The organism is Pseudomonas sp. S07E 245 (genome assembly GCF_019599025.1).
Classification (GTDB): domain Bacteria; phylum Pseudomonadota; class Gammaproteobacteria; order Pseudomonadales; family Pseudomonadaceae; genus Aquipseudomonas; species Aquipseudomonas shirazensis.
This window is the reverse complement of the sequence record NZ_CP080625.1, coordinates 2,265,704-2,281,470: the sequence shown is the minus strand read 5'-3', so window position 1 is coordinate 2,281,470 and position 15,767 is coordinate 2,265,704. Positions and strand designations below refer to the sequence as shown.

Annotated in this window: 17 protein-coding genes; 5 read left to right on the top strand and 12 right to left on the bottom strand. The window is 64.2% G+C overall.

All coding sequences use genetic code 11. The features are described 5' to 3' along the window. Nucleotides 1–39: 39 nt before the first annotated feature. The 5 genes from K3F44_RS10665 to K3F44_RS10645 all read right to left on the bottom strand — a co-directional run bounded on the left by K3F44_RS10665 (nt 40) and on the right by K3F44_RS10645 (nt 5,147). Nucleotides 40–1,350: an OprD family porin gene (locus K3F44_RS10665; protein ID WP_259407054.1), complete on the bottom strand. Its 1,311-nt coding sequence runs from the start codon at nt 1,348–1,350 to the stop codon at nt 40–42. A 110-nt stretch (nt 1,351–1,460) separates the two neighbouring features. Beyond that, nucleotides 1,461–1,859 carry a PPC domain-containing DNA-binding protein gene (locus tag K3F44_RS10660; protein WP_101320816.1) on the bottom strand — a complete coding sequence of 133 codons (399 nt, stop codon included), beginning with the start codon at nt 1,857–1,859 and terminating at the stop codon, nt 1,461–1,463. Beyond that, nucleotides 1,856–2,407, bottom strand: coding sequence for a hypothetical protein (locus K3F44_RS10655; RefSeq protein ID WP_181108605.1), 552 nt, complete (start codon nt 2,405–2,407; stop codon nt 1,856–1,858). Before K3F44_RS10655 ends, K3F44_RS10660 begins: the two co-directional genes overlap by 4 nt. Next, nucleotides 2,404–3,981: an acyl-CoA synthetase gene (locus K3F44_RS10650; protein ID WP_220633992.1), complete on the bottom strand. Its 1,578-nt coding sequence runs from the start codon at nt 3,979–3,981 to the stop codon at nt 2,404–2,406. The genes K3F44_RS10655 and K3F44_RS10650 overlap by 4 nt, the downstream gene beginning before the upstream one ends. Then, the gene (locus K3F44_RS10645) at nt 3,978–5,147 is read right to left on the bottom strand and encodes an acetyl-CoA acetyltransferase (RefSeq protein ID WP_150572323.1); all 1,170 of its coding nucleotides are present in this window, start codon (nt 5,145–5,147) and stop codon (nt 3,978–3,980) included. Before K3F44_RS10645 ends, K3F44_RS10650 begins: the two co-directional genes overlap by 4 nt. A gap of 391 nt (nt 5,148–5,538) precedes the next feature. On the opposite strand from K3F44_RS10645, the gene K3F44_RS10640 reads away from it, so the two are divergent. Genes K3F44_RS10640 through K3F44_RS10630 form a run of 3 tightly spaced genes read left to right on the top strand, consistent with a single transcriptional unit; the run spans nt 5,539 to nt 9,257 of the window. Continuing rightward, nucleotides 5,539–6,570: a TRAP transporter substrate-binding protein gene (locus K3F44_RS10640; RefSeq protein WP_220634176.1), complete on the top strand. Its 1,032-nt coding sequence runs from the start codon at nt 5,539–5,541 to the stop codon at nt 6,568–6,570. Beyond that, on the top strand, nt 6,570–8,450 hold the full coding sequence (locus K3F44_RS10635) for a TRAP transporter large permease subunit (protein WP_202883886.1): 1,881 nt from the start codon (nt 6,570–6,572) through the stop codon (nt 8,448–8,450). Before K3F44_RS10640 ends, K3F44_RS10635 begins: the two co-directional genes overlap by 1 nt. Nucleotides 8,451–8,462: 12 nt before the next feature. After that, the gene (locus tag K3F44_RS10630) at nt 8,463–9,257 is read left to right on the top strand and encodes an SDR family NAD(P)-dependent oxidoreductase (RefSeq protein WP_101320806.1); all 795 of its coding nucleotides are present in this window, start codon (nt 8,463–8,465) and stop codon (nt 9,255–9,257) included. Nucleotides 9,258–9,260: 3 nt separating this feature from the next. Here K3F44_RS10630 and K3F44_RS10625 read toward each other — a convergent pair whose 3' ends face one another. After that, nucleotides 9,261–10,184, bottom strand: coding sequence for a LysR family transcriptional regulator (locus K3F44_RS10625; RefSeq protein WP_101320804.1), 924 nt, complete (start codon nt 10,182–10,184; stop codon nt 9,261–9,263). A gap of 158 nt (nt 10,185–10,342) precedes the next feature. On the opposite strand from K3F44_RS10625, the gene K3F44_RS10620 reads away from it, so the two are divergent. Both K3F44_RS10620 and K3F44_RS10615 read left to right on the top strand, forming a co-directional pair. After that, nucleotides 10,343–11,383 (top strand): sigma-54-dependent Fis family transcriptional regulator, encoded by a 1,041-nt coding sequence (locus K3F44_RS10620; protein ID WP_150569904.1) that lies wholly within the window; start codon nt 10,343–10,345, stop codon nt 11,381–11,383. 90 nt (nt 11,384–11,473) lie between these two features. After that, complete coding sequence (locus K3F44_RS10615; protein ID WP_219860469.1) at nt 11,474–12,256, top strand: SDR family NAD(P)-dependent oxidoreductase; 783 nt, start codon at nt 11,474–11,476, stop codon at nt 12,254–12,256. 36 nt (nt 12,257–12,292) lie between these two features. Here the strand turns inward: K3F44_RS10615 and K3F44_RS10610 are convergent, their stop codons facing one another. The 6 genes from K3F44_RS10610 to tusD all read right to left on the bottom strand — a co-directional run bounded on the left by K3F44_RS10610 (nt 12,293) and on the right by tusD (nt 15,743). Beyond that, nucleotides 12,293–13,255 (bottom strand): glutathione S-transferase family protein, encoded by a 963-nt coding sequence (locus K3F44_RS10610; RefSeq protein WP_220633991.1) that lies wholly within the window; start codon nt 13,253–13,255, stop codon nt 12,293–12,295. A 96-nt stretch (nt 13,256–13,351) separates the two neighbouring features. Beyond that, on the bottom strand, nt 13,352–14,365 hold the full coding sequence (locus K3F44_RS10605; RefSeq protein WP_220633990.1) for a glycosyl transferase family protein: 1,014 nt from the start codon (nt 14,363–14,365) through the stop codon (nt 13,352–13,354). Next, on the bottom strand, nt 14,362–14,697 hold the full coding sequence (locus K3F44_RS10600) for a TusE/DsrC/DsvC family sulfur relay protein (RefSeq protein WP_220633989.1): 336 nt from the start codon (nt 14,695–14,697) through the stop codon (nt 14,362–14,364). The genes K3F44_RS10605 and K3F44_RS10600 overlap by 4 nt, the downstream gene beginning before the upstream one ends. Then, on the bottom strand, nt 14,694–14,990 hold the full coding sequence (tusB, locus tag K3F44_RS10595) for a sulfurtransferase complex subunit TusB (protein ID WP_220633988.1): 297 nt from the start codon (nt 14,988–14,990) through the stop codon (nt 14,694–14,696). Before tusB ends, K3F44_RS10600 begins: the two co-directional genes overlap by 4 nt. Continuing rightward, nucleotides 14,987–15,349 carry a sulfurtransferase complex subunit TusC gene (gene tusC, locus K3F44_RS10590; protein WP_220633987.1) on the bottom strand — a complete coding sequence of 121 codons (363 nt, stop codon included), beginning with the start codon at nt 15,347–15,349 and terminating at the stop codon, nt 14,987–14,989. The genes tusB and tusC overlap by 4 nt, the downstream gene beginning before the upstream one ends. A gap of 1 nt (nt 15,350) precedes the next feature. Then, nucleotides 15,351–15,743, bottom strand: coding sequence for a sulfurtransferase complex subunit TusD (tusD, locus tag K3F44_RS10585; protein WP_101320790.1), 393 nt, complete (start codon nt 15,741–15,743; stop codon nt 15,351–15,353). Between the last annotated feature and the right edge of the window lie 24 nt (nt 15,744–15,767).

Genomic DNA, 15,767 nt, shown 5'->3' with positions numbered 1-15,767 from the left:
CCTGCTGCAATAGCCCCGAGTCGTTTCAGGGTTGTGGGCCTAGAACAGCGGCATTGAATAGCTGACGGTCAAGCGGTTCTGATCCTGATCCCACTCGCTGGGCACACCACTGCGCAACATGCCATTGCGCCAGCTGAACCCCAGCCCCTTGAAGGTGCCGCCCTGCACCACATAATCCAGGGCGATATCGCGCTCCCATTCCTTTTCGTCGCCGCCTGAGGCCATGCGAATATTCGTGCCCTTCAGGTAGGTGACCGATGCCACCAGCCCTGGCACCCCGAGTGCGGCGAAATTGTAGCCGTACTGACCAAAAGTGGTGCGCTCGCCAGCGCGGGTAAAGCTGGTCACCAGGCGGTCAGTGAACAGGTAGATGCTCGACCCTGCGGCGCCTTCGCCGGTATTGCCCTGGTTGAGCTGAACGAAGTTGCCACTGTCGGACACGCGCTGATGCCCGAGCAGTACGCTGTGGCCGCCAATGGCATAGGTGAACATGGCGCTCCAGGTATCGTTGTCGATCTTGCCCGGCGTATCGGCCAGGCCACTGACGCGATAACCCTCGCCGCGCCCGCTGGCCGAATCGTTGCGTCCGCTTGCATCGGTCTTGAAGTAGCGCAGGTCGGTGGTCAGCGACTGGTTGTCGCTCAGTGCCCATACATGCACCAGGCCGCCGAAGTGCTGCACGTAATAGTCTTCGAGCTGGGCGGCGTAGTACTGCAGCTTGAGCGCCTTGCTCAGTTGATAGTCGGCACCGGCGAAGATGAACTCGTTGCTTTGCTCGGTGCCGCCCGCCACGGCCAGCCCTGAGCGGTTGGTCGAGGCGCGCCCGGTGGCATGCTCGAGGCGCCCGCCGATGAGGGTCAGGCCGTCGATTTCTTGCGAGGTGATCATGCCGCCTTCAAAAGTCTGCGGTAGCACCCGACCATCGTTGGCCACCAGAATCGGCAGCTTGGGCTGCAAGGTGCCGTAGCGCGCTTCGGTTTTGGACAAGCGCATCTTGCCGGTCAGGCCCAGCCGGCTCCATTCGTCGACAGCGCTGCCGTCGCTGTCGTCGGGGATCATCGAGCTGCCGCGATGATTGCCGGCGCCGCCGTCCAGGCGCACCCCAAGCAGGCCGAGGGCATCGACGCCAAAGCCGACCGTGCCGTCGGTGAAGCCTGACTTGTAGTCGAGCATGAAGCCTTGCGCCCATTCGGCCGTCTTGCTTTGCCCGGCGGCACCGGGGCGGTCGCGCATGTCATTGTTGAAGTAGTAGTTGCGCATGTTGAGCGTGGCCTTGCCATCTTCGATGAAGGCCGCCTGGGCGGCGGGGACGAGCAGGGCGCTGGTAGCGGTCAGCAGTGAAAGGTGCATTAAGGTCTTTCTTGTCATTGTTGTTTTCCTGATGCAGTGGGGCGCCCAACGCGCGGGCGCAAGAAAGCCGGGCGCGGCAACGCCCGGTTGATGCTCTTCAGTGAGGGCAGTCAGTCAGGCAGCCATTCCTGCAAGGTCAGCTCGACGGTGATGAACGACAGGTTGCGGCCACGCTGCAGGCGGCCGGCGAAGATCTTGCCGTCGGCGTCGGCCAGCACCGCTTGCAGGCTGCTCGCGCCGGGGGCGATTTCACCACTGAGGCTGAGGATTTCCACCCCTGGGCCTGGTACATGGATGTCCTGCATGCCGCTGCGGCCAAGGTACTGCAACTCGCCGTCGATCAGGCTGCCGAGGCCGCCACGGACCACCGCTAGGCTGATGCCGTGGCTGGCGCAAAGGGCTTCGGCGCTGTCGATGATGTCTTCGTTGGGCTTGAGCCGGGCCACTACAAGACGGCCAAGCCGGCCACTCTGTACCTGCGCTTCGCTCTGGATTGCTGCAGTGTTCATGACGCCTCCTGGAACACCGGATGAAGCAGGTTGAAGTGGGTTTCGGCATCAGGTTTGACCTGATACGCGACCTGGTCGAACAGGCACAGGCGCAGCACCAGCGGCTCGCTGCCGACCACCAACCGGTCGAGCACCAGATGGCCGCCATGCTGCTGGCCGTCGCGGTCGATGAAGCCGGCGTGGCAGTGCAGCAGCGGCGCGCCGTGGGCATCGCGGCCGACGGTGATGGCGCCGCTGACAAAGGTGATATAGCCGTCCAGCACCACCGCCTGGCCGTAGTCGTAGGGCCGCTGCTGGTCAGTGGTGGTGACCATGCGGTGGTAGCTCAGGTGCGCTGCGCCGCCACACAGAATGCGCCCGACTGCACTGCGATAGCGGCGGCCCTGCAGCGCCTGCAGCAGGCCTTGGGCAACGTTGCAGGCCAGCGGCAGCACTACGCGCAGTTCTTCGCAGTCCGGCACCTCGCAGTCGAGCAAGCGCGGCTGTTGCGGTTGGCCGCCGTGGATGAATACGCGCACGCCGTTGCGCTCTTCAAAATGCGGGTTCATAGCACCGCCTCGCTGGCGTCGAGCAGGGCGCGGATCTGTTTTTTGACGATTTTGCCGTAGCCGGACTTGGGCATCTCGGTCCAGCGCACAAAACGCTTCGGCCATTTATAGCGGGCCAGGCGTGGCTCCAGGTGGGCCAACAGTTGCTCGTCGCTGACCTCGGCAGTGACCACGATCACGGCGCAGCCACACTCGCCCCACTTCTCGTCGGGCAGCCCCAGTACTGCGACTTCGGTGACTGCCGGATGAGTCAGCAGCGCCTCTTCGATCTCGCGTGGATATACGTTGGAGCCGCCGGAGATGTACATGTCCGAGGCGCGCCCCGTGATGAACAGATAACCCTCCTGGTCAACGTGGCCGAGGTCACCGGTATGGAACCAGCCATGGCGGAAGCACTCGGCGTTGGCCTTGGGATTGTTGTAGTAGCCGGCGAACACCGCCGGGCCGCGTACGCAGATCTCGCCATCGCTGCCGGTTGGCAGTTCAGTGCCGTGCTCATCGAGGATGGCCACCTGCATGCCGGTGCGGGGGTAGCCGCAGGAGCCGACCTTGGCCTGGGGGCTGTCCTCGGCATCGTGGCAGTCCGCCGGCAGCACGGTGATGTTGCCGGTCACTTCGCCAAGGCCGTAGTACTGCACCAGCACCTTGCCCAGGGTGTGCAGGGCGTGGCACTGATCGGCGCGGTACATCGGCGCGCCCGCGTAGATCACATAGCGCAGGCTGCTGTGGTCGTAACGGTCGACGGCCGGGTCTTCAGTGAGCATCTTGACGATGGTTGGCACGGTGAACAGGTTGTCGACCCGGTGCTGTTCGATCAACCGCCAGGCTTCGTCGCAGTCCAGCCGGTCGCCGGCCGGCAGCACGCAGGCGGCGCCACGGGCGGCGTTGATCAGGGCATGGATACCGGCGCCATGGGACAATGGCGCCAGCACCAGCGAGCGCGAGTTTGGGTTCAGGCCGGGCATAAGGTCGGCCAGGTGATTGTTGATGACGAACGCCATCTGGCCGTGGGTGAGGATGCCCGCCTTGGGGTGGCCGGTGGTGCCGGAGGTGTAGAAGAACCACAGCGGGTCGTGGTAGTTGACCTCGGCTGGGCGAAACGCTGGTTGCAGTGGCGCGCCTTGGTCGAGCAGGGCGTCGTAGCTCAGCTCGCCGTCACGCGGGGCGCCGATGGCGATGACCACGCGCAGTGCTGGCGAAGCTTCGCGCACCGCGTCGACATAGGCCGCCATGCCATCGTCGTAGAGCATCGCCACCGCGCCGCTGGAGCTGCCCAGGTAAGCCGCTTCGGGCGGGGTGATGCGCACGTTGGTCGGCACCCAGACCATGCCCAGGCGGAACGCCACCCAGGCACTCTCGAACAGCTGCAAATTATTACGCGAGTGCACCAGCAGCTTGTCGCCCTTGCCCAGACCACGCTCGCGCAGGGCCGCGGCGACGCTGTCGACGCGGGTCAGCAGTTGCAGCCAGCTGTAGCTGTCGGCACCGCGGATGAAGCCGGGGGCATCGGGCAGGCGCCGGGCGATCTGGGCGAGCAGCTCGCCGAGGTTCATGACATTGTCGATCCCGGTCATTGCACAGCCTCCAGGATGCTGACGTAGTTGGTTACCGCCGCGCCGCCCATGTTGAACACCCCGGCGCGGTCAGCCCGTGGCAGCTGCATGTCGCCAGCCTGGCCGGTTAGCTGCATGGCGGCCATTACGTGCATCGACACGCCGGTAGCGCCGATCGGGTGGCCTTTGGACTTGAGCCCGCCCGACGGGTTGACCGGCAGGCGGCCATCCTTGCGGCTGATGCCTTCGGCAATCACCCGCGCGCCCTGGCCGCGTGGCGCCAGGCCCATGGCTTCGTATTCGAGCAGCTCGGCGATGGTGAAGCAGTCATGGGTCTCGACCAGTGACAGGTCGGCCAGGCTCAAGCCGGCCTCGCTCAAGGCCTGCTGCCAGGCCCGTGCGGCGCCTTCGAACACGGTCGGGTCGCGGCGTGACAGCGGCAGGTAATCGTTGACCTGTACCGCAGCGCGCAAGCGCACAGCCGGTTGTTGCCCGGGCAGTTGTTCGGCACGGCTGATCACCAGCGCCGCAGCGCCATCAGTAATCAGCGAGCAGTCGCTGCGCTTGAGCGGGCCGGCCACAAACGGGTTTTTCTCGGACGGGTTACGGCAGAAGTCATAGCCGACATCCCGGCGCATATGAGCAAACGGGTTGAGGGCGCCGTTGGCGTGGTTTTTTGCAGCGATCATCGCCAGCGCGTCGGACTGATCGCCGTGGCGCTCGAAGTAGGCCTGGGCGATGTTGCCGAACACACCAGCAAAGCCGTTTTCGATCTGCGCTTCTTCGCGGGCATAACAGCACTTGAGCAGGATCTTGCCGACTTCGGCGGTGGGCAGCCCGTTCATCTTCTCGAAGCCCACCACCAGTGCATGGCGGGCCTGGCCGCTGAGCACGGCCTGCAGCGCCGAGTGGATCGCTGCGGAGCCTGTGGAACAGGCGTTTTCAACCCGCACCGACGGGGTGAAGCGCAGCGCCGGCAGATGATTGGCCAGCAGCGCGGAAGGGAAGTCCTGGTAGATCAGGCCTGCATTGAAGTGGCCGACGTGAACCGAGTCGATCTGCTCGGCGTCGAGCCCGGCGTGCTGCAGGGCGCCGATGGCGGCATCGGCCATCATCTGCTCGGGGTCGATATCGGGAAACTTGCCGAATGGGGAATGGTACCAACCGCTGATTACCGGGGAATCCATGAGGTGCGTCCTCGCATGATGTTGTTTGCGAGGTCAATAGCAAGGGCGGTGCCAAGCTCGGTAATAGCCCTCTAGGCTGGGGCTTTGCTGGCGCAAGAGGGTGGTTGTCGGTAGCGAATGCCGGTCTACAGGTGTCGCCCTGGCTGCCAGGGCGACAGTTCAAGGAGACACCTGTTACACCTGCTGGGCGCCTCTGGCAGGCCTGTCACAAAATCTAACAAGCCCTCGGATAAATATTTTCTCAAGATAAATCAGTCGCTTGCCCGGTGCTTGCGAGCCGGCAAAGGGGCCTGCTGAGCGCTGTTACTCAAGCGTGGCACCCGTATTGCTAACAACATGCCTATCATCGCCGCAACTCGATCAATAAGAACAAATAGGTCAGGAGAGCTTCATGAGCGATTTCACCCGCCGTTCCTTTATCAAGACCGCCTCGCTGGCAGGGGCTGCTGTCGCCGCTGCCGGGATGGGCCTGTACAGCGGCAACAGCCGCGCCGCGGACTTCAAACTGAAGTTTGCCAACAACCTGCCCATCAGCCACCCGATGAATATCCGCGCCCGGGAAATGGCCAAGGCGATCAAGGAGGAAACCAACGGCGCCTTGAGCGTGCAGGTGTTCCCCAGCAGCCAGTTGGGCAGCGACACCGACACCCTGGCGCAGGTGCGCTCGGGGGCGGTCGACCTGTTCTCGCTGTCGCCGGTGATCCTCGGCACCATGGTGCCGTCGGTGCAGATCAGCGCCGTCGGCTTTGCCTTCAAGGACTATCAGCAGGTCTGGAGTGCCATGGACGGCGCGCTCGGCGCCCACGTGCGCAGCGAGATCGCCAAGACCGGCACCCTGTTCGCCTACGAGCGGATGTGGGACAACGGCTTCCGCGTGACTACCACCAGCACGCGCCCGGTGGCCACCCCGGATGACCTGCGCGGGATGAAGCTGCGGGTGCCGCCAAGCCCGATCATCATGTCGATTTTCCGTGCGCTGGATGCGGCGCCGACCAGCATCAACTTTGCCGAAGTGTATTCGGCGTTGCAGACGCGCATCGTCGAAGGGCAGGAAAACCCGCTGACCCTGGTGTCATCGGCCAAGCTGTATGAAGTGCAGAAATACTGCTCGCTGACCAACCACGTCTGGGACGGCTTCTGGATGCTGGGCAACAGCGCGTCGATCGGGCGCCTGCCACCGGAACTGCAAGAGGTGCTGCGCAAGCACATCGAGAAGGCAGTGATGGCCCAGCGCGCCGACCTTGCCACCCTTGAAGGCAGCACCCGCGACACCCTCAAGGGCAAAGGCCTGGAGCTGGTCGAGTCGCCGGCAGAGCCGTTCCGCGAGAAGCTGCGCAGCGCCAATTACTATGCCGACTGGCATGGCAAGTTTGGTAACGAGGCGTGGGCGATTCTTGAGCAATTCTCCGGGAAGCTGGCCTGATGAGTGCGCCAGCCGTCATGGCCCCCAATCAATCGCTGCGCCTGCCGGCCCGGGCGCTGATCTGTCTGAACAGCTGGATCATGCGCGTGGTTGGCGCACTCGCCGTTACCTTGATGGTAATCGAGACGCTGGTGCTGCTGGCGGGGGTGATCTCCCGTTATGTGCTGCACAGCCCACTGATCTGGACCGACGAGCTGGCCTCGTCGCTGTTTATCTGGCTGTCGATGTTCGGCGCAGTGCTGGCGCTGGACCGCGGCGAGCACATGCGCATGTCGGCCTTGGTCAACAAGCTGCCGATTGCTTGGCGCGGGTTCAGCGAGACGTTGTCGGCGCTGATCGTATGTTTGTTCGTGGCGATGATCATCTCACCGGCCATGGAACACTCCCACGAGCAGATGTCGATCACCACGCCGGCGCTGGGCATTCCCGACGGTGTGCGGGCGGCGGCCTTGCCGGTTGGCGCGGTTTTGATGCTGCTGGCTGCGGTGGCGCGAATGGCGCGTTATTCGACGGTACGCCAGTTCATGGCTGGGCTAGTGGTGGTTGCGGCAGTGGCCGCAGTGTTGTGGCTGGCGCAGCCGCTGCTGGCGGCGATGGGTAACTACAATCTGGTGGTGTTCTTCCTGGTGTTGCTCGGCGCCTGCGTGTTTGGCGGTATCCCGATTGCTTTCGCATTCGGCACTGCGACCATGGCCTATCTGGCGCTGGTGACCCATGCGCCGCTGTCGATCGTGGTCGGCCGGATGGACGAGGGCATGTCGCATCTGGTCCTGCTGGCGGTGCCGCTGTTCGTGCTGCTCGGCGTGGTGCTGCAGCTGTCGGGCATGGCTCGCACGCTGATCGACTTCATGGCCTCGCTGCTCGGTCATGTCCGTGGCGGCCTGCAGTATGTGCTGCTGGGGGCGATGTTTCTGGTGTCGGGGATTTCCGGCTCGAAAGTGGCCGACATGGCTGCAGTCGCACCGGCGCTGTTCCCTGAAATGAAAAAACGCGGCTCCAAGCCCGAGGAACTGGCGGCGCTGCTGGCCGCTACCGGGGCCATGACCGAGACCATTCCGCCGAGCCTGGTGCTGATCACCATCGGTGCGGTGTGCAGCGTTTCGATTACCGCGCTGTTCATCGGCGGCCTGATGCCTGCCGTGGTCGCGACCATTGCCATTGCGGCGGTGTGCTGGTGGCGTTCACGCAAGGAAGACGCGCCGAAGATCGAGCGCGCGCCGATGTCGCGGGTCGGCAAGACCTTCCTCATCGCCTTGCCAGCCTTGGCCCTGCCGTTGCTGATCCGCGTGGCAGTGCTCGAAGGCGCGGCGACCGCGACCGAGGTGTCGACGATTGGTGTCGCCTACGTGGTGCTGGTCGGCCTGGTCATGCACTTGTTCATGCGCCATATCGACTTTGCCCGGCTGTATCCGATGCTGCTGGAAGCGGCGTCGCTGTCGGGGGCGATCCTGCTGATCATCGGCATGGCCTCGGCGATGGCCTGGGCACTGACTCAATCTGGCTTCTCCGCCTCGCTGGTGGAGCTGATCGAGGAAATCCCGGGCGGCACCTTCGGCTTCATGGTGGTGACGATTCTGGTGTTCCTGATTCTGGGCAGCGTGCTCGAAGGCATTCCGGCCATCGTGCTGTTCGGGCCGTTGATGTTCCCGCTGGCAGAGATGCTCGGCATTCACCCGGTGCACTACGCCATGGTGGTGATCCTGGCGATGGGCGTGGGCTTGTTCGCGCCGCCGTTGGGGGTCGGTTTCTACGCCGCCTGCGCCATCAGCAAAACCTCGTCCGACCACGTTATTCGCCGCGTCTGGGGTTACCTCGGGGCGCTCCTGGTAGCGCTGGCGGTAGTGGCCTGCTTCCCGTGGATTTCCATTGGTTTCCTTTAAGAGAGTCCTGTCATGAGCCAAGCTGCGAAAACAACAACACGCAACGCGCCGGGCTATGGTCGGGTGGCCGTGGTGACCGGGGCTGCCATGGGCATCGGCGCTGCCATTGCCGAGCGCCTCGGCCACGATGGCCACACGGTAGTGGTGGCCGATATCAACCTGGCGGCGGCAGAGGAGATGGTCGCCGGGCTGCGGGTGCAGGGCATCGAGGCTCAGGCGATGGCCATCGATGTCGGTGATGCGCAGTCGATCAGGGCATTGTTCGCCGCGCTGCGCGAGCGCTTCGGCCGCTGCGATGTGCTGGTCAACAATGCCGGCGTGGCGCGCACCCAGGCGTTTCTCGATACCGAGCTTGAAGGCTGGCAGCGCCTGATGAATATCAACCTGACCGGCACCTTGCTCTGCAGCCAGCACGCCGCGCAGCTGATGCGCGAACGGGGCTGGGGGCGGATCGTCAACGTCGCCTCGATCAGCGGCATGCGCGCCAGCATGGGCCGTACCGCCTATGGCACGTCGAAGGCGGCGGTGATCGGCCTGACCCGGCAGATGGCCGTGGAGCTGGCCGAGCACGGCATCACTGTCAACGGCATCGCGCCAGGGCCGGTGGATACGCCGCTGACCCAGGCGCTGCATTCGGCGGCCACCCGTGAGTCGTATGCCCGCGCGGTGCCGCTGCGCCGCTATGGCACGCCGGCGGAGATGGCTGGTGCGGTGGCGTTTCTTGCGTCCGAGGATGCCTCCTACATCAGTGGCCATGTGATCCCGGTGGACGGCGGGTTCATGGCCTCGGGCATCCTCGAAATCTGAGTGTTATCCCTCCAGCAGCCGCTGCGCGTGGTCCTCGCGCGTAGCCTGCTCGCCGGCCTGCAGCGCCGCCTCGACGAAGGTGGCAATGCACGGGTTGTGGTTGTCTGCCTTCCATACCGCTACCACTTCGATCACCGGTGCATCGCGCAGCGGCTTGAAGCTGGTGGTGGCCAGGCGCATGTTGCGCATCGAGCGCGGCACGATGGCCACGCCCAGGCCTTCGCCAACCAGGTTGACGATGGTCTGCTGCAGGTTGATCTCCATGCCGATGTTCGGTGTCACGCCGTGTTGCAGGCAGTAGTTGCAGATCATGTCATGCAGCGCCGGGGCGATTCGCCGCGGCACGATGATGAACGGCTCGCCCGCCAATGATTGCGGCTCGATCAGCTCCTGCTGCATCAGGCGGTGGCCGGGTGGCAGCACCAGGGTCATCTCTTCGCGGTACAGAGTGACCGTCTCCAGCCCGCTGCAGTCCTGCGGTCGGTACATGATGGCGACGTCTTTGTGGCCGCTGCTGATGTCCTGTGCCAGGTCCAGCGGCAGGGTCTCGGTCAGCTTCAGATTGACCTGCGGGAACAACGCAGCATACCGGCGGGTGATGGCCGGGGTGATGCTGTAGGCGGTCGACATCATGAACCCCACCGACAACTCGCCCGCAGCGCCGCGTGCCGCTGCCAGGGCGTTACGCTTGGCCTGCTCGAAGGCGGCGAACACCGTGCCGGTATCCAGGTAAAAGCGCTGCCCGGCCTCGGTCAGCTCGACCCGCCGCCGTGAGCGGTCGAACAGCTTCACTCCAAGTTCCTCTTCAAGCAGAGCAATCTGCCGCGACAGCGGCGGCTGGGAGATATGCAGGCGCTCGGCGGCGCGGCCGAAGTGCAGGGTCTCGGCCAGGGTGCGGAAGTACTGCAGATGGCGAAGTTCGATCATGATGCTCGCAAAGGTATCAGTGGATGCTTGATTATGTATTGGAAAATATAAGTCCGCCTACCTAATGTGATCAGGCCACACCCCATCGGCCACGGCCACGCCACAAGCGTCGCCCGCCGACATAGTCACAAGCTATAGAACAATAAAAGGTGACGCTGATGCATTCCCTGACCGACCCTGCTGTTTGCCACGCCGAAGTTGCTGAAACCGATATCGCCCACGACAGTGACCCGCAAGTGCGCCAGGCGTTTCGCCGGGCGCTGCGCTTGATGGAGCGCGGCATCGCGGTATTGATCCGCGGTGAAACCGGCACCGGCAAAGAGATCCTCGCCCGCGCCCTGCATGCCCACAGTCAACGTCGCGCCGCACAGATGGTGGCGCTCAACTGTGCCTCGATCCCGGAGACGCTGATCGAGAGCGAGCTGTTCGGCTACAGCCGTGGTGCGTTTTCCGGGGCATTGCCCGGCGGCAAGAAGGGCAAGGTGCAGCAGGCGGATGGCGGCACCTTGTTTCTCGACGAGATCGGCGACATGCCTTACGAGCAGCAGACTCGCCTGCTGCGGGTAATCGCCGAACGTGAGGTGACCCCGCTGGGTGCCGAACGCAGCGTACCGGTCAACTTTGCCCTGGTCTGCGCAACCCACCAGGACTTGTCGGCGCGGGTAGCCGACGGCAGTTTCCGGGAAGACCTGTTCTATCGCATCGCCACCGGCGTGGTCGAACTGCCGCCGCTGCGCGAGCGCACTGACCGCGGCGAACTGCTGTGCAACATGGTCGCCCATGAACTGCCGGGGTGTGACCCACGCCAGGTGATCAGCGCCGAGGTCTGGTCGCTGCTGTTGACCCACGCCTGGCCGGGTAACCTTCGCCAGATGCGCGCGGTGATTCGCTACGCCTGTGCGGTGATGGAAGGCGCGCGGATCACCCGCGCCGACCTGCCAGTGGACTTTATCGCCCAGCTGCCGGCCGCTAGCGCACCTGTGCGCGTGGTAGTGCCGAACGTGACACCGATCCGCCCGAGCCGCGCCGGTGACGAGCGCGCCGATGTGCTGGAAGTGCTGCAGACCTGCCGTTGGAACATGTCGGCGGCCGCGCGCGAGCTGGGCATCTGCCGGCCCTCGCTGTACCGGGTGCTGCGTCGGCTGGATATCCCGCCGCTCAAGGAACAGCTGGCGCTGGACGCCTGCCGCCGCGCCTGAGCCGCATTCCACCTGATCCTCTTTGCTTGAACACCCTTTGCTGCGCAGGGGGTGAGCCTGAGTTCGCCCTTCATCAAGGACATAATAATGATGAGTACAGCTGCCGCCTACGCCCCGATGAACTTCAGCCTCGCTGGCCGCACCGCTTTGGTGACCGGTGCCGCCCGCGGTATCGGCCATGCGATTGCCGTCGCGCTTGGTCATTGCGGGGCCCAGGTGGCCCTGGCCGACCTTGATCCGATTGCAGCCGAACGAGCTGCCGAAGCGCTGCGTGCGCAGGGCATTCAGGCCATCGGCGTGGCCGTGGACGTGGCTCAGGAGGATCAGGTACTGGCGATGGTCGATGAGGTCGAGCGGCTGCTTGGGCCGGTCGATATTCTGGTCAACAATGCCGGCATCGTCTCCACCGTACCGCTGCTGGAGCTGACCACGGCAGAGTGGAACCGGGTCATGGCGATCGACCTCAACAGTGTGTTCTTCTGTGCCAAGGCGGTGCTGCCGGGCATGATGGACCGCCGCTGCGGGCGCATCATCAATATCGCCTCGGTGGCTGGCAAGCGTGGAGGCGGGTTGCTGGGCAACAGCTGCTATGCCGCCGCCAAGGGCGCGGTGATCGCACTGACCAAAGGTCTGGCGCGCGAGGCCGGGCCTTTCGATATCACAGTCAATGCAGTCTCACCGGCGCTCACCGACACTGAAATGACTACTGCGCTGGCACCGCAGGCACGCGCTCAGGTGCTGGCGCAGATGCCCTTGGGCCGGGCGGGCACGCCGCGGGATATTGCTGCCGCGGTGTGCTTTCTGGCGTCGGTCGAGGCGGGCTTTGTTACCGGCGAGATCATGGACGTGGACGGCGGCTTCATGCGCGACTGACCTTTGCTGATCTGCCACCGCGGTGGCAGGCTCGGTTCAAACGCCTTGGTAGATACCTCTACCTGGCAGACGCTGACGATCATGCGCTGCATTGAAGTCCTGCAGCGGGCCTTTGGGCACGATGCCGTTGGGGTTGATGGTTTTGTGGCTGAGGTAGTAGTGCTTCTGGATGTGCTCCATGTTCACCGTCTCGGCCACACCCGGCCACTGATATAGCTCGCGCAGCCAGTTGGACAGGTTAGGGTAATCGCTGAGACGGCGCAGGTTGCACTTGAAGTGGCCGTGGTACACCGCATCGAAGCGCACCAGCGTGGTGAACAGGCGCACGTCGGCTTCGGTCAGGTACTCGCCCGCCAGGTAGCGTTGGCCACTCAGTAGCTGCTCGAGATGGTCCAGTTCGTTGAACACCTCATCGAAAGCGGTTTCGTAGGCTTCCTGCGAAGTTGCGAAGCCCGCCCGGTAGACACCATTGTTGATGGCAGGGTAGATCCGCTCGTTGAGCGCATCGATGGTAGGGCGCAGCGCTTCGGGATAGAGGTCGAGGTGGTTGCCGGTCAGCGCATTGAAGGCGCTGTTGAAGATACGGATGATCTCGGCCGACTCGTTGTTGACGATGCGTTGTTCCTGCTTGTCCCACAGCACCGGCACCGTGACGCGACCGGTATAGTTGGGGTCGTCGCGAGTGTAGCGCTGGTGCATGTACTGCAGGCCATCGAGGTGATCACCGCTGGAGCCTTGCTGCTGATCGAAGGTCCAGCCGTGCTCGCCCATCAGCCAGCTCACCACCGAGACATCGATCAACGGCTCAAGGCCTTTGAGCGCGCGGACGATCAGCGTGCGATGCGCCCACGGGCAGGCCAGCGACACATACAGGTGATAGCGACCGGCTTCGGCCTTGGGCAGCTGATTGCGCCGTTGTGCGTTCTCGCGCTGAAACGCGCCGTCCTTGCTGGTCTGGTACCACTGGTCATGCCAGCGACCGTCAATCAAAAGGCCCATGCCGAGCTCCTTGTACAAAAGTGATTTGTCTTTGGAGCCCAGTCTAGGGACTAGCGTTCGAATAAATAGCGCAAAGACTGCGTGGTATCTATCGAATTAGTCGATCTTGTTGCGATCCGTCCACAACCGCTGCGCGTCGGCAAAGGCCTGATCGCGATCCTTACCCAGACCACGCAGGGCCAGCGCCATGGTGGCGACCACGGCCATTTCGCCATAGCTGTCCTGCGCCTCGCCGCGCCAGACCGCCAGCAGATGCTCGGGTTGCAGGGAGGCCGGTTTGACATGGCGCTGGGCGCTCATGGCGGGCCATTCTTCGTCCCAATTCTCGCCGCCGCTGGTGCCGTACAGGTGGCTGGCCACGTCCGGGTTGATCTCGATCTCACCACCATCGCCCTTGACCACAATCACGTGATCGCCGAGCAGGCGGCTGGCTTCACGGTGCACGGCCTGATAACCCGGGTGGAAGATACTCTGCAGGCCGCAGCGCGCCGCCAGTGGGTTAAGCACCCGTGCCAGTGAGTGGATCGGCGAACGCAGGCCAAGGGTGTTGCGCAGGTCGATCATGCGCTGCAACTGCGGCGCCCAGTCCTGCAGTGGGAAGAACGCCAATTGTTGCTCGTCCAAGGCGCGCGCGAGTGATGCCCAGTCGCGGCACAGCGGAATCTCCAGCAGGTGCAGCACCTGTTCGGTATACATGCGCCCGGCGGTATGCGCGCCGCCACCGTGGAGCATGATGCGCACGCCATTGCCTGCCAGGCACTTGGCGGCCAGCAGGTACCACGGCAGGTGACGCTTCTTGCCGGCATAGCTCGGCCAGTCCAGGTCGACCGTGATCTGCGGGGCTTGCAGTTGCGCGCGCAGGGCTTCGGTGAAGCCGGCGAGCTCCTCAGCGCTTTCTTCCTTGTGCCGCAGCAGCATGAGAAAGGCACCCAGTTGGGTGTCCTCGACCTTGCCTTCAAGCAGCAAGGTCATCGCCGCACGGGCTTCTTCACGGCTCAGGCCGCGGGCGCCGCGCTTGCCTTTGCCGAGGATGCGCACGAATTCGGCGAACGGGTGCTCGGCAGGGGTGTGCAGGGTCAGCGGGCGCGGTTCGGAGAGTTGCTCGGTCATATGCAATTGGTCGGCTTGGGCAGGCCCGCCAGCTTGGCGGCAAGTTTGGCGGGAGTGCCATTGAACAGGCGATTGAGGTGCGGGCTGTTGCCTTTTTCCACGCCCAGCTTGAGCGCGGTGTACTTGATCAGCGGGCGCGTGGCCGGTGACAGCTGGTAGTCCTGGTAAAACCCACGCAGCACCTCGAGCACTTCCCAGTGCTCGGGGCTGAGCGCGATACCTTCGCGCTCGGCCAGAGCCTCGGCGACGGCGGGGGACCAGTCTTGCAGGTCGAGCAGAAAGCCGTCCTTGTCCAGGGCGATGTGATGCTCGCCGACAGTCAATGCGTTCATAGCCAGCTGTTCACTTTGTCGAAGCGCAACGACAGCTCGACGAAAGCGGGGTAGTCCACCGTTTCGGCCAAGGTGCTGTCGATGGCACGCGCCTGGACATCCTCAGCGAGGGCGAACAGGCGGTGCTGCAACCGTGCCGTTTGTAGCAGTTGCTGCGGCGCGGTGCCTGCGCGCAGTGCGTAAACCGCATCGCCGCAGAGCAGGATGGCGTCGTTGGCGGCGAGCAAACGCAGGCAGCTGGCCAGGCGATTGTCGCCGAAGGGCGAATGGCTGATTACATGCAGGGTCGTCATCTGAGCGTTACCACTTGGTCAAAACGGCCAATCAATGCCGCCAGCGCTGCATCATCCAGCAGCTCGACCGGCAAGCTCAGGCTGGCCGGGTCCAGGCCGCGTTCAGCCACACTGTGGGCACACACGAACAGCTCTTCTACGCCAAACATCGGCAGCGCCTGCAGGTTGGCGGCGAGGTCTTTGAGCTGCAGCGAGGCCGGTTGCTGGGCAGCGGCGAGCTGGAACACGCCGTCATCCATGAACAGCATGCCCAGCGGCAGATCAAAGGCGCCGCCAGCCAGGGCGATGTCCAGCGCTTCGCGTGCGGACGGGCCGCTCCACGGTGCCTGGCGGCTGATGATCAACAAGGATTTGGCCACTTCAATCGCCTCCAAAACAGACCAGACGGTCGGCAACCTGCGCCGCCTCGTGCAACTGGCCCAGCCCCGACAGCTCCCAGGGTGCCGGCAGGTTCACGGCAGGGCGCTGGTAGCGGTTGGCTTCGGTCGCATCCAGCACGCCGCGGCGCAGGGCGGCAGCGATGCACACCACCGCGTCGAGCTGGTTGCCTTCGATGAACGCACGCCACTGCGCAGCCACATCCAGTTCATCCTGCGGCGTGACGACGTTGGCCGAGGCGCTGTGCACCCCGTCCTGATAGAAGAACAGGCGGGCAATCTGATGCCCGCCGGCCAGCGCCGCCTCGGCGAAGCGCAGGGCGCGACGTGAGGAGGGCGCATGGGCCGGGGAAAAAACCGCGATGGCGAATTTCATGGGAGGCTCTTGCAACGTGATCCG

Excerpts from the sequence above, each read along its gene's own strand:
- K3F44_RS10665 (WP_259407054.1), bottom strand. The coding sequence starts at position 1,350 with ATGCACCTTTCACTGCTGACCGCTACCAGCGCCCTGCTCGTCCCCGCC.
- K3F44_RS10660 (WP_101320816.1), bottom strand. The coding sequence starts at position 1,859 with ATGAACACTGCAGCAATCCAGAGCGAAGCGCAGGTACAGAGTGGCCGG.
- K3F44_RS10655 (WP_181108605.1), bottom strand. The coding sequence starts at position 2,407 with ATGAACCCGCATTTTGAAGAGCGCAACGGCGTGCGCGTATTCATCCAC.
- K3F44_RS10650 (WP_220633992.1), bottom strand. The coding sequence starts at position 3,981 with ATGACCGGGATCGACAATGTCATGAACCTCGGCGAGCTGCTCGCCCAG.
- K3F44_RS10645 (WP_150572323.1), bottom strand. The coding sequence starts at position 5,147 with ATGGATTCCCCGGTAATCAGCGGTTGGTACCATTCCCCATTCGGCAAG.
- K3F44_RS10640 (WP_220634176.1), top strand. The coding sequence starts at position 5,539 with ATGAGCGATTTCACCCGCCGTTCCTTTATCAAGACCGCCTCGCTGGCA.
- K3F44_RS10635 (WP_202883886.1), top strand. The coding sequence starts at position 6,570 with ATGAGTGCGCCAGCCGTCATGGCCCCCAATCAATCGCTGCGCCTGCCG.
- K3F44_RS10630 (WP_101320806.1), top strand. The coding sequence starts at position 8,463 with ATGAGCCAAGCTGCGAAAACAACAACACGCAACGCGCCGGGCTATGGT.
- K3F44_RS10625 (WP_101320804.1), bottom strand. The coding sequence starts at position 10,184 with ATGATCGAACTTCGCCATCTGCAGTACTTCCGCACCCTGGCCGAGACC.
- K3F44_RS10620 (WP_150569904.1), top strand. The coding sequence starts at position 10,343 with ATGCATTCCCTGACCGACCCTGCTGTTTGCCACGCCGAAGTTGCTGAA.
- K3F44_RS10615 (WP_219860469.1), top strand. The coding sequence starts at position 11,474 with ATGAGTACAGCTGCCGCCTACGCCCCGATGAACTTCAGCCTCGCTGGC.
- K3F44_RS10610 (WP_220633991.1), bottom strand. The coding sequence starts at position 13,255 with ATGGGCCTTTTGATTGACGGTCGCTGGCATGACCAGTGGTACCAGACC.
- K3F44_RS10605 (WP_220633990.1), bottom strand. The coding sequence starts at position 14,365 with ATGACCGAGCAACTCTCCGAACCGCGCCCGCTGACCCTGCACACCCCT.
- K3F44_RS10600 (WP_220633989.1), bottom strand. The coding sequence starts at position 14,697 with ATGAACGCATTGACTGTCGGCGAGCATCACATCGCCCTGGACAAGGAC.
- tusB (WP_220633988.1), bottom strand. The coding sequence starts at position 14,990 with ATGACGACCCTGCATGTAATCAGCCATTCGCCCTTCGGCGACAATCGC.
- tusD (WP_101320790.1), bottom strand. The coding sequence starts at position 15,743 with ATGAAATTCGCCATCGCGGTTTTTTCCCCGGCCCATGCGCCCTCCTCA.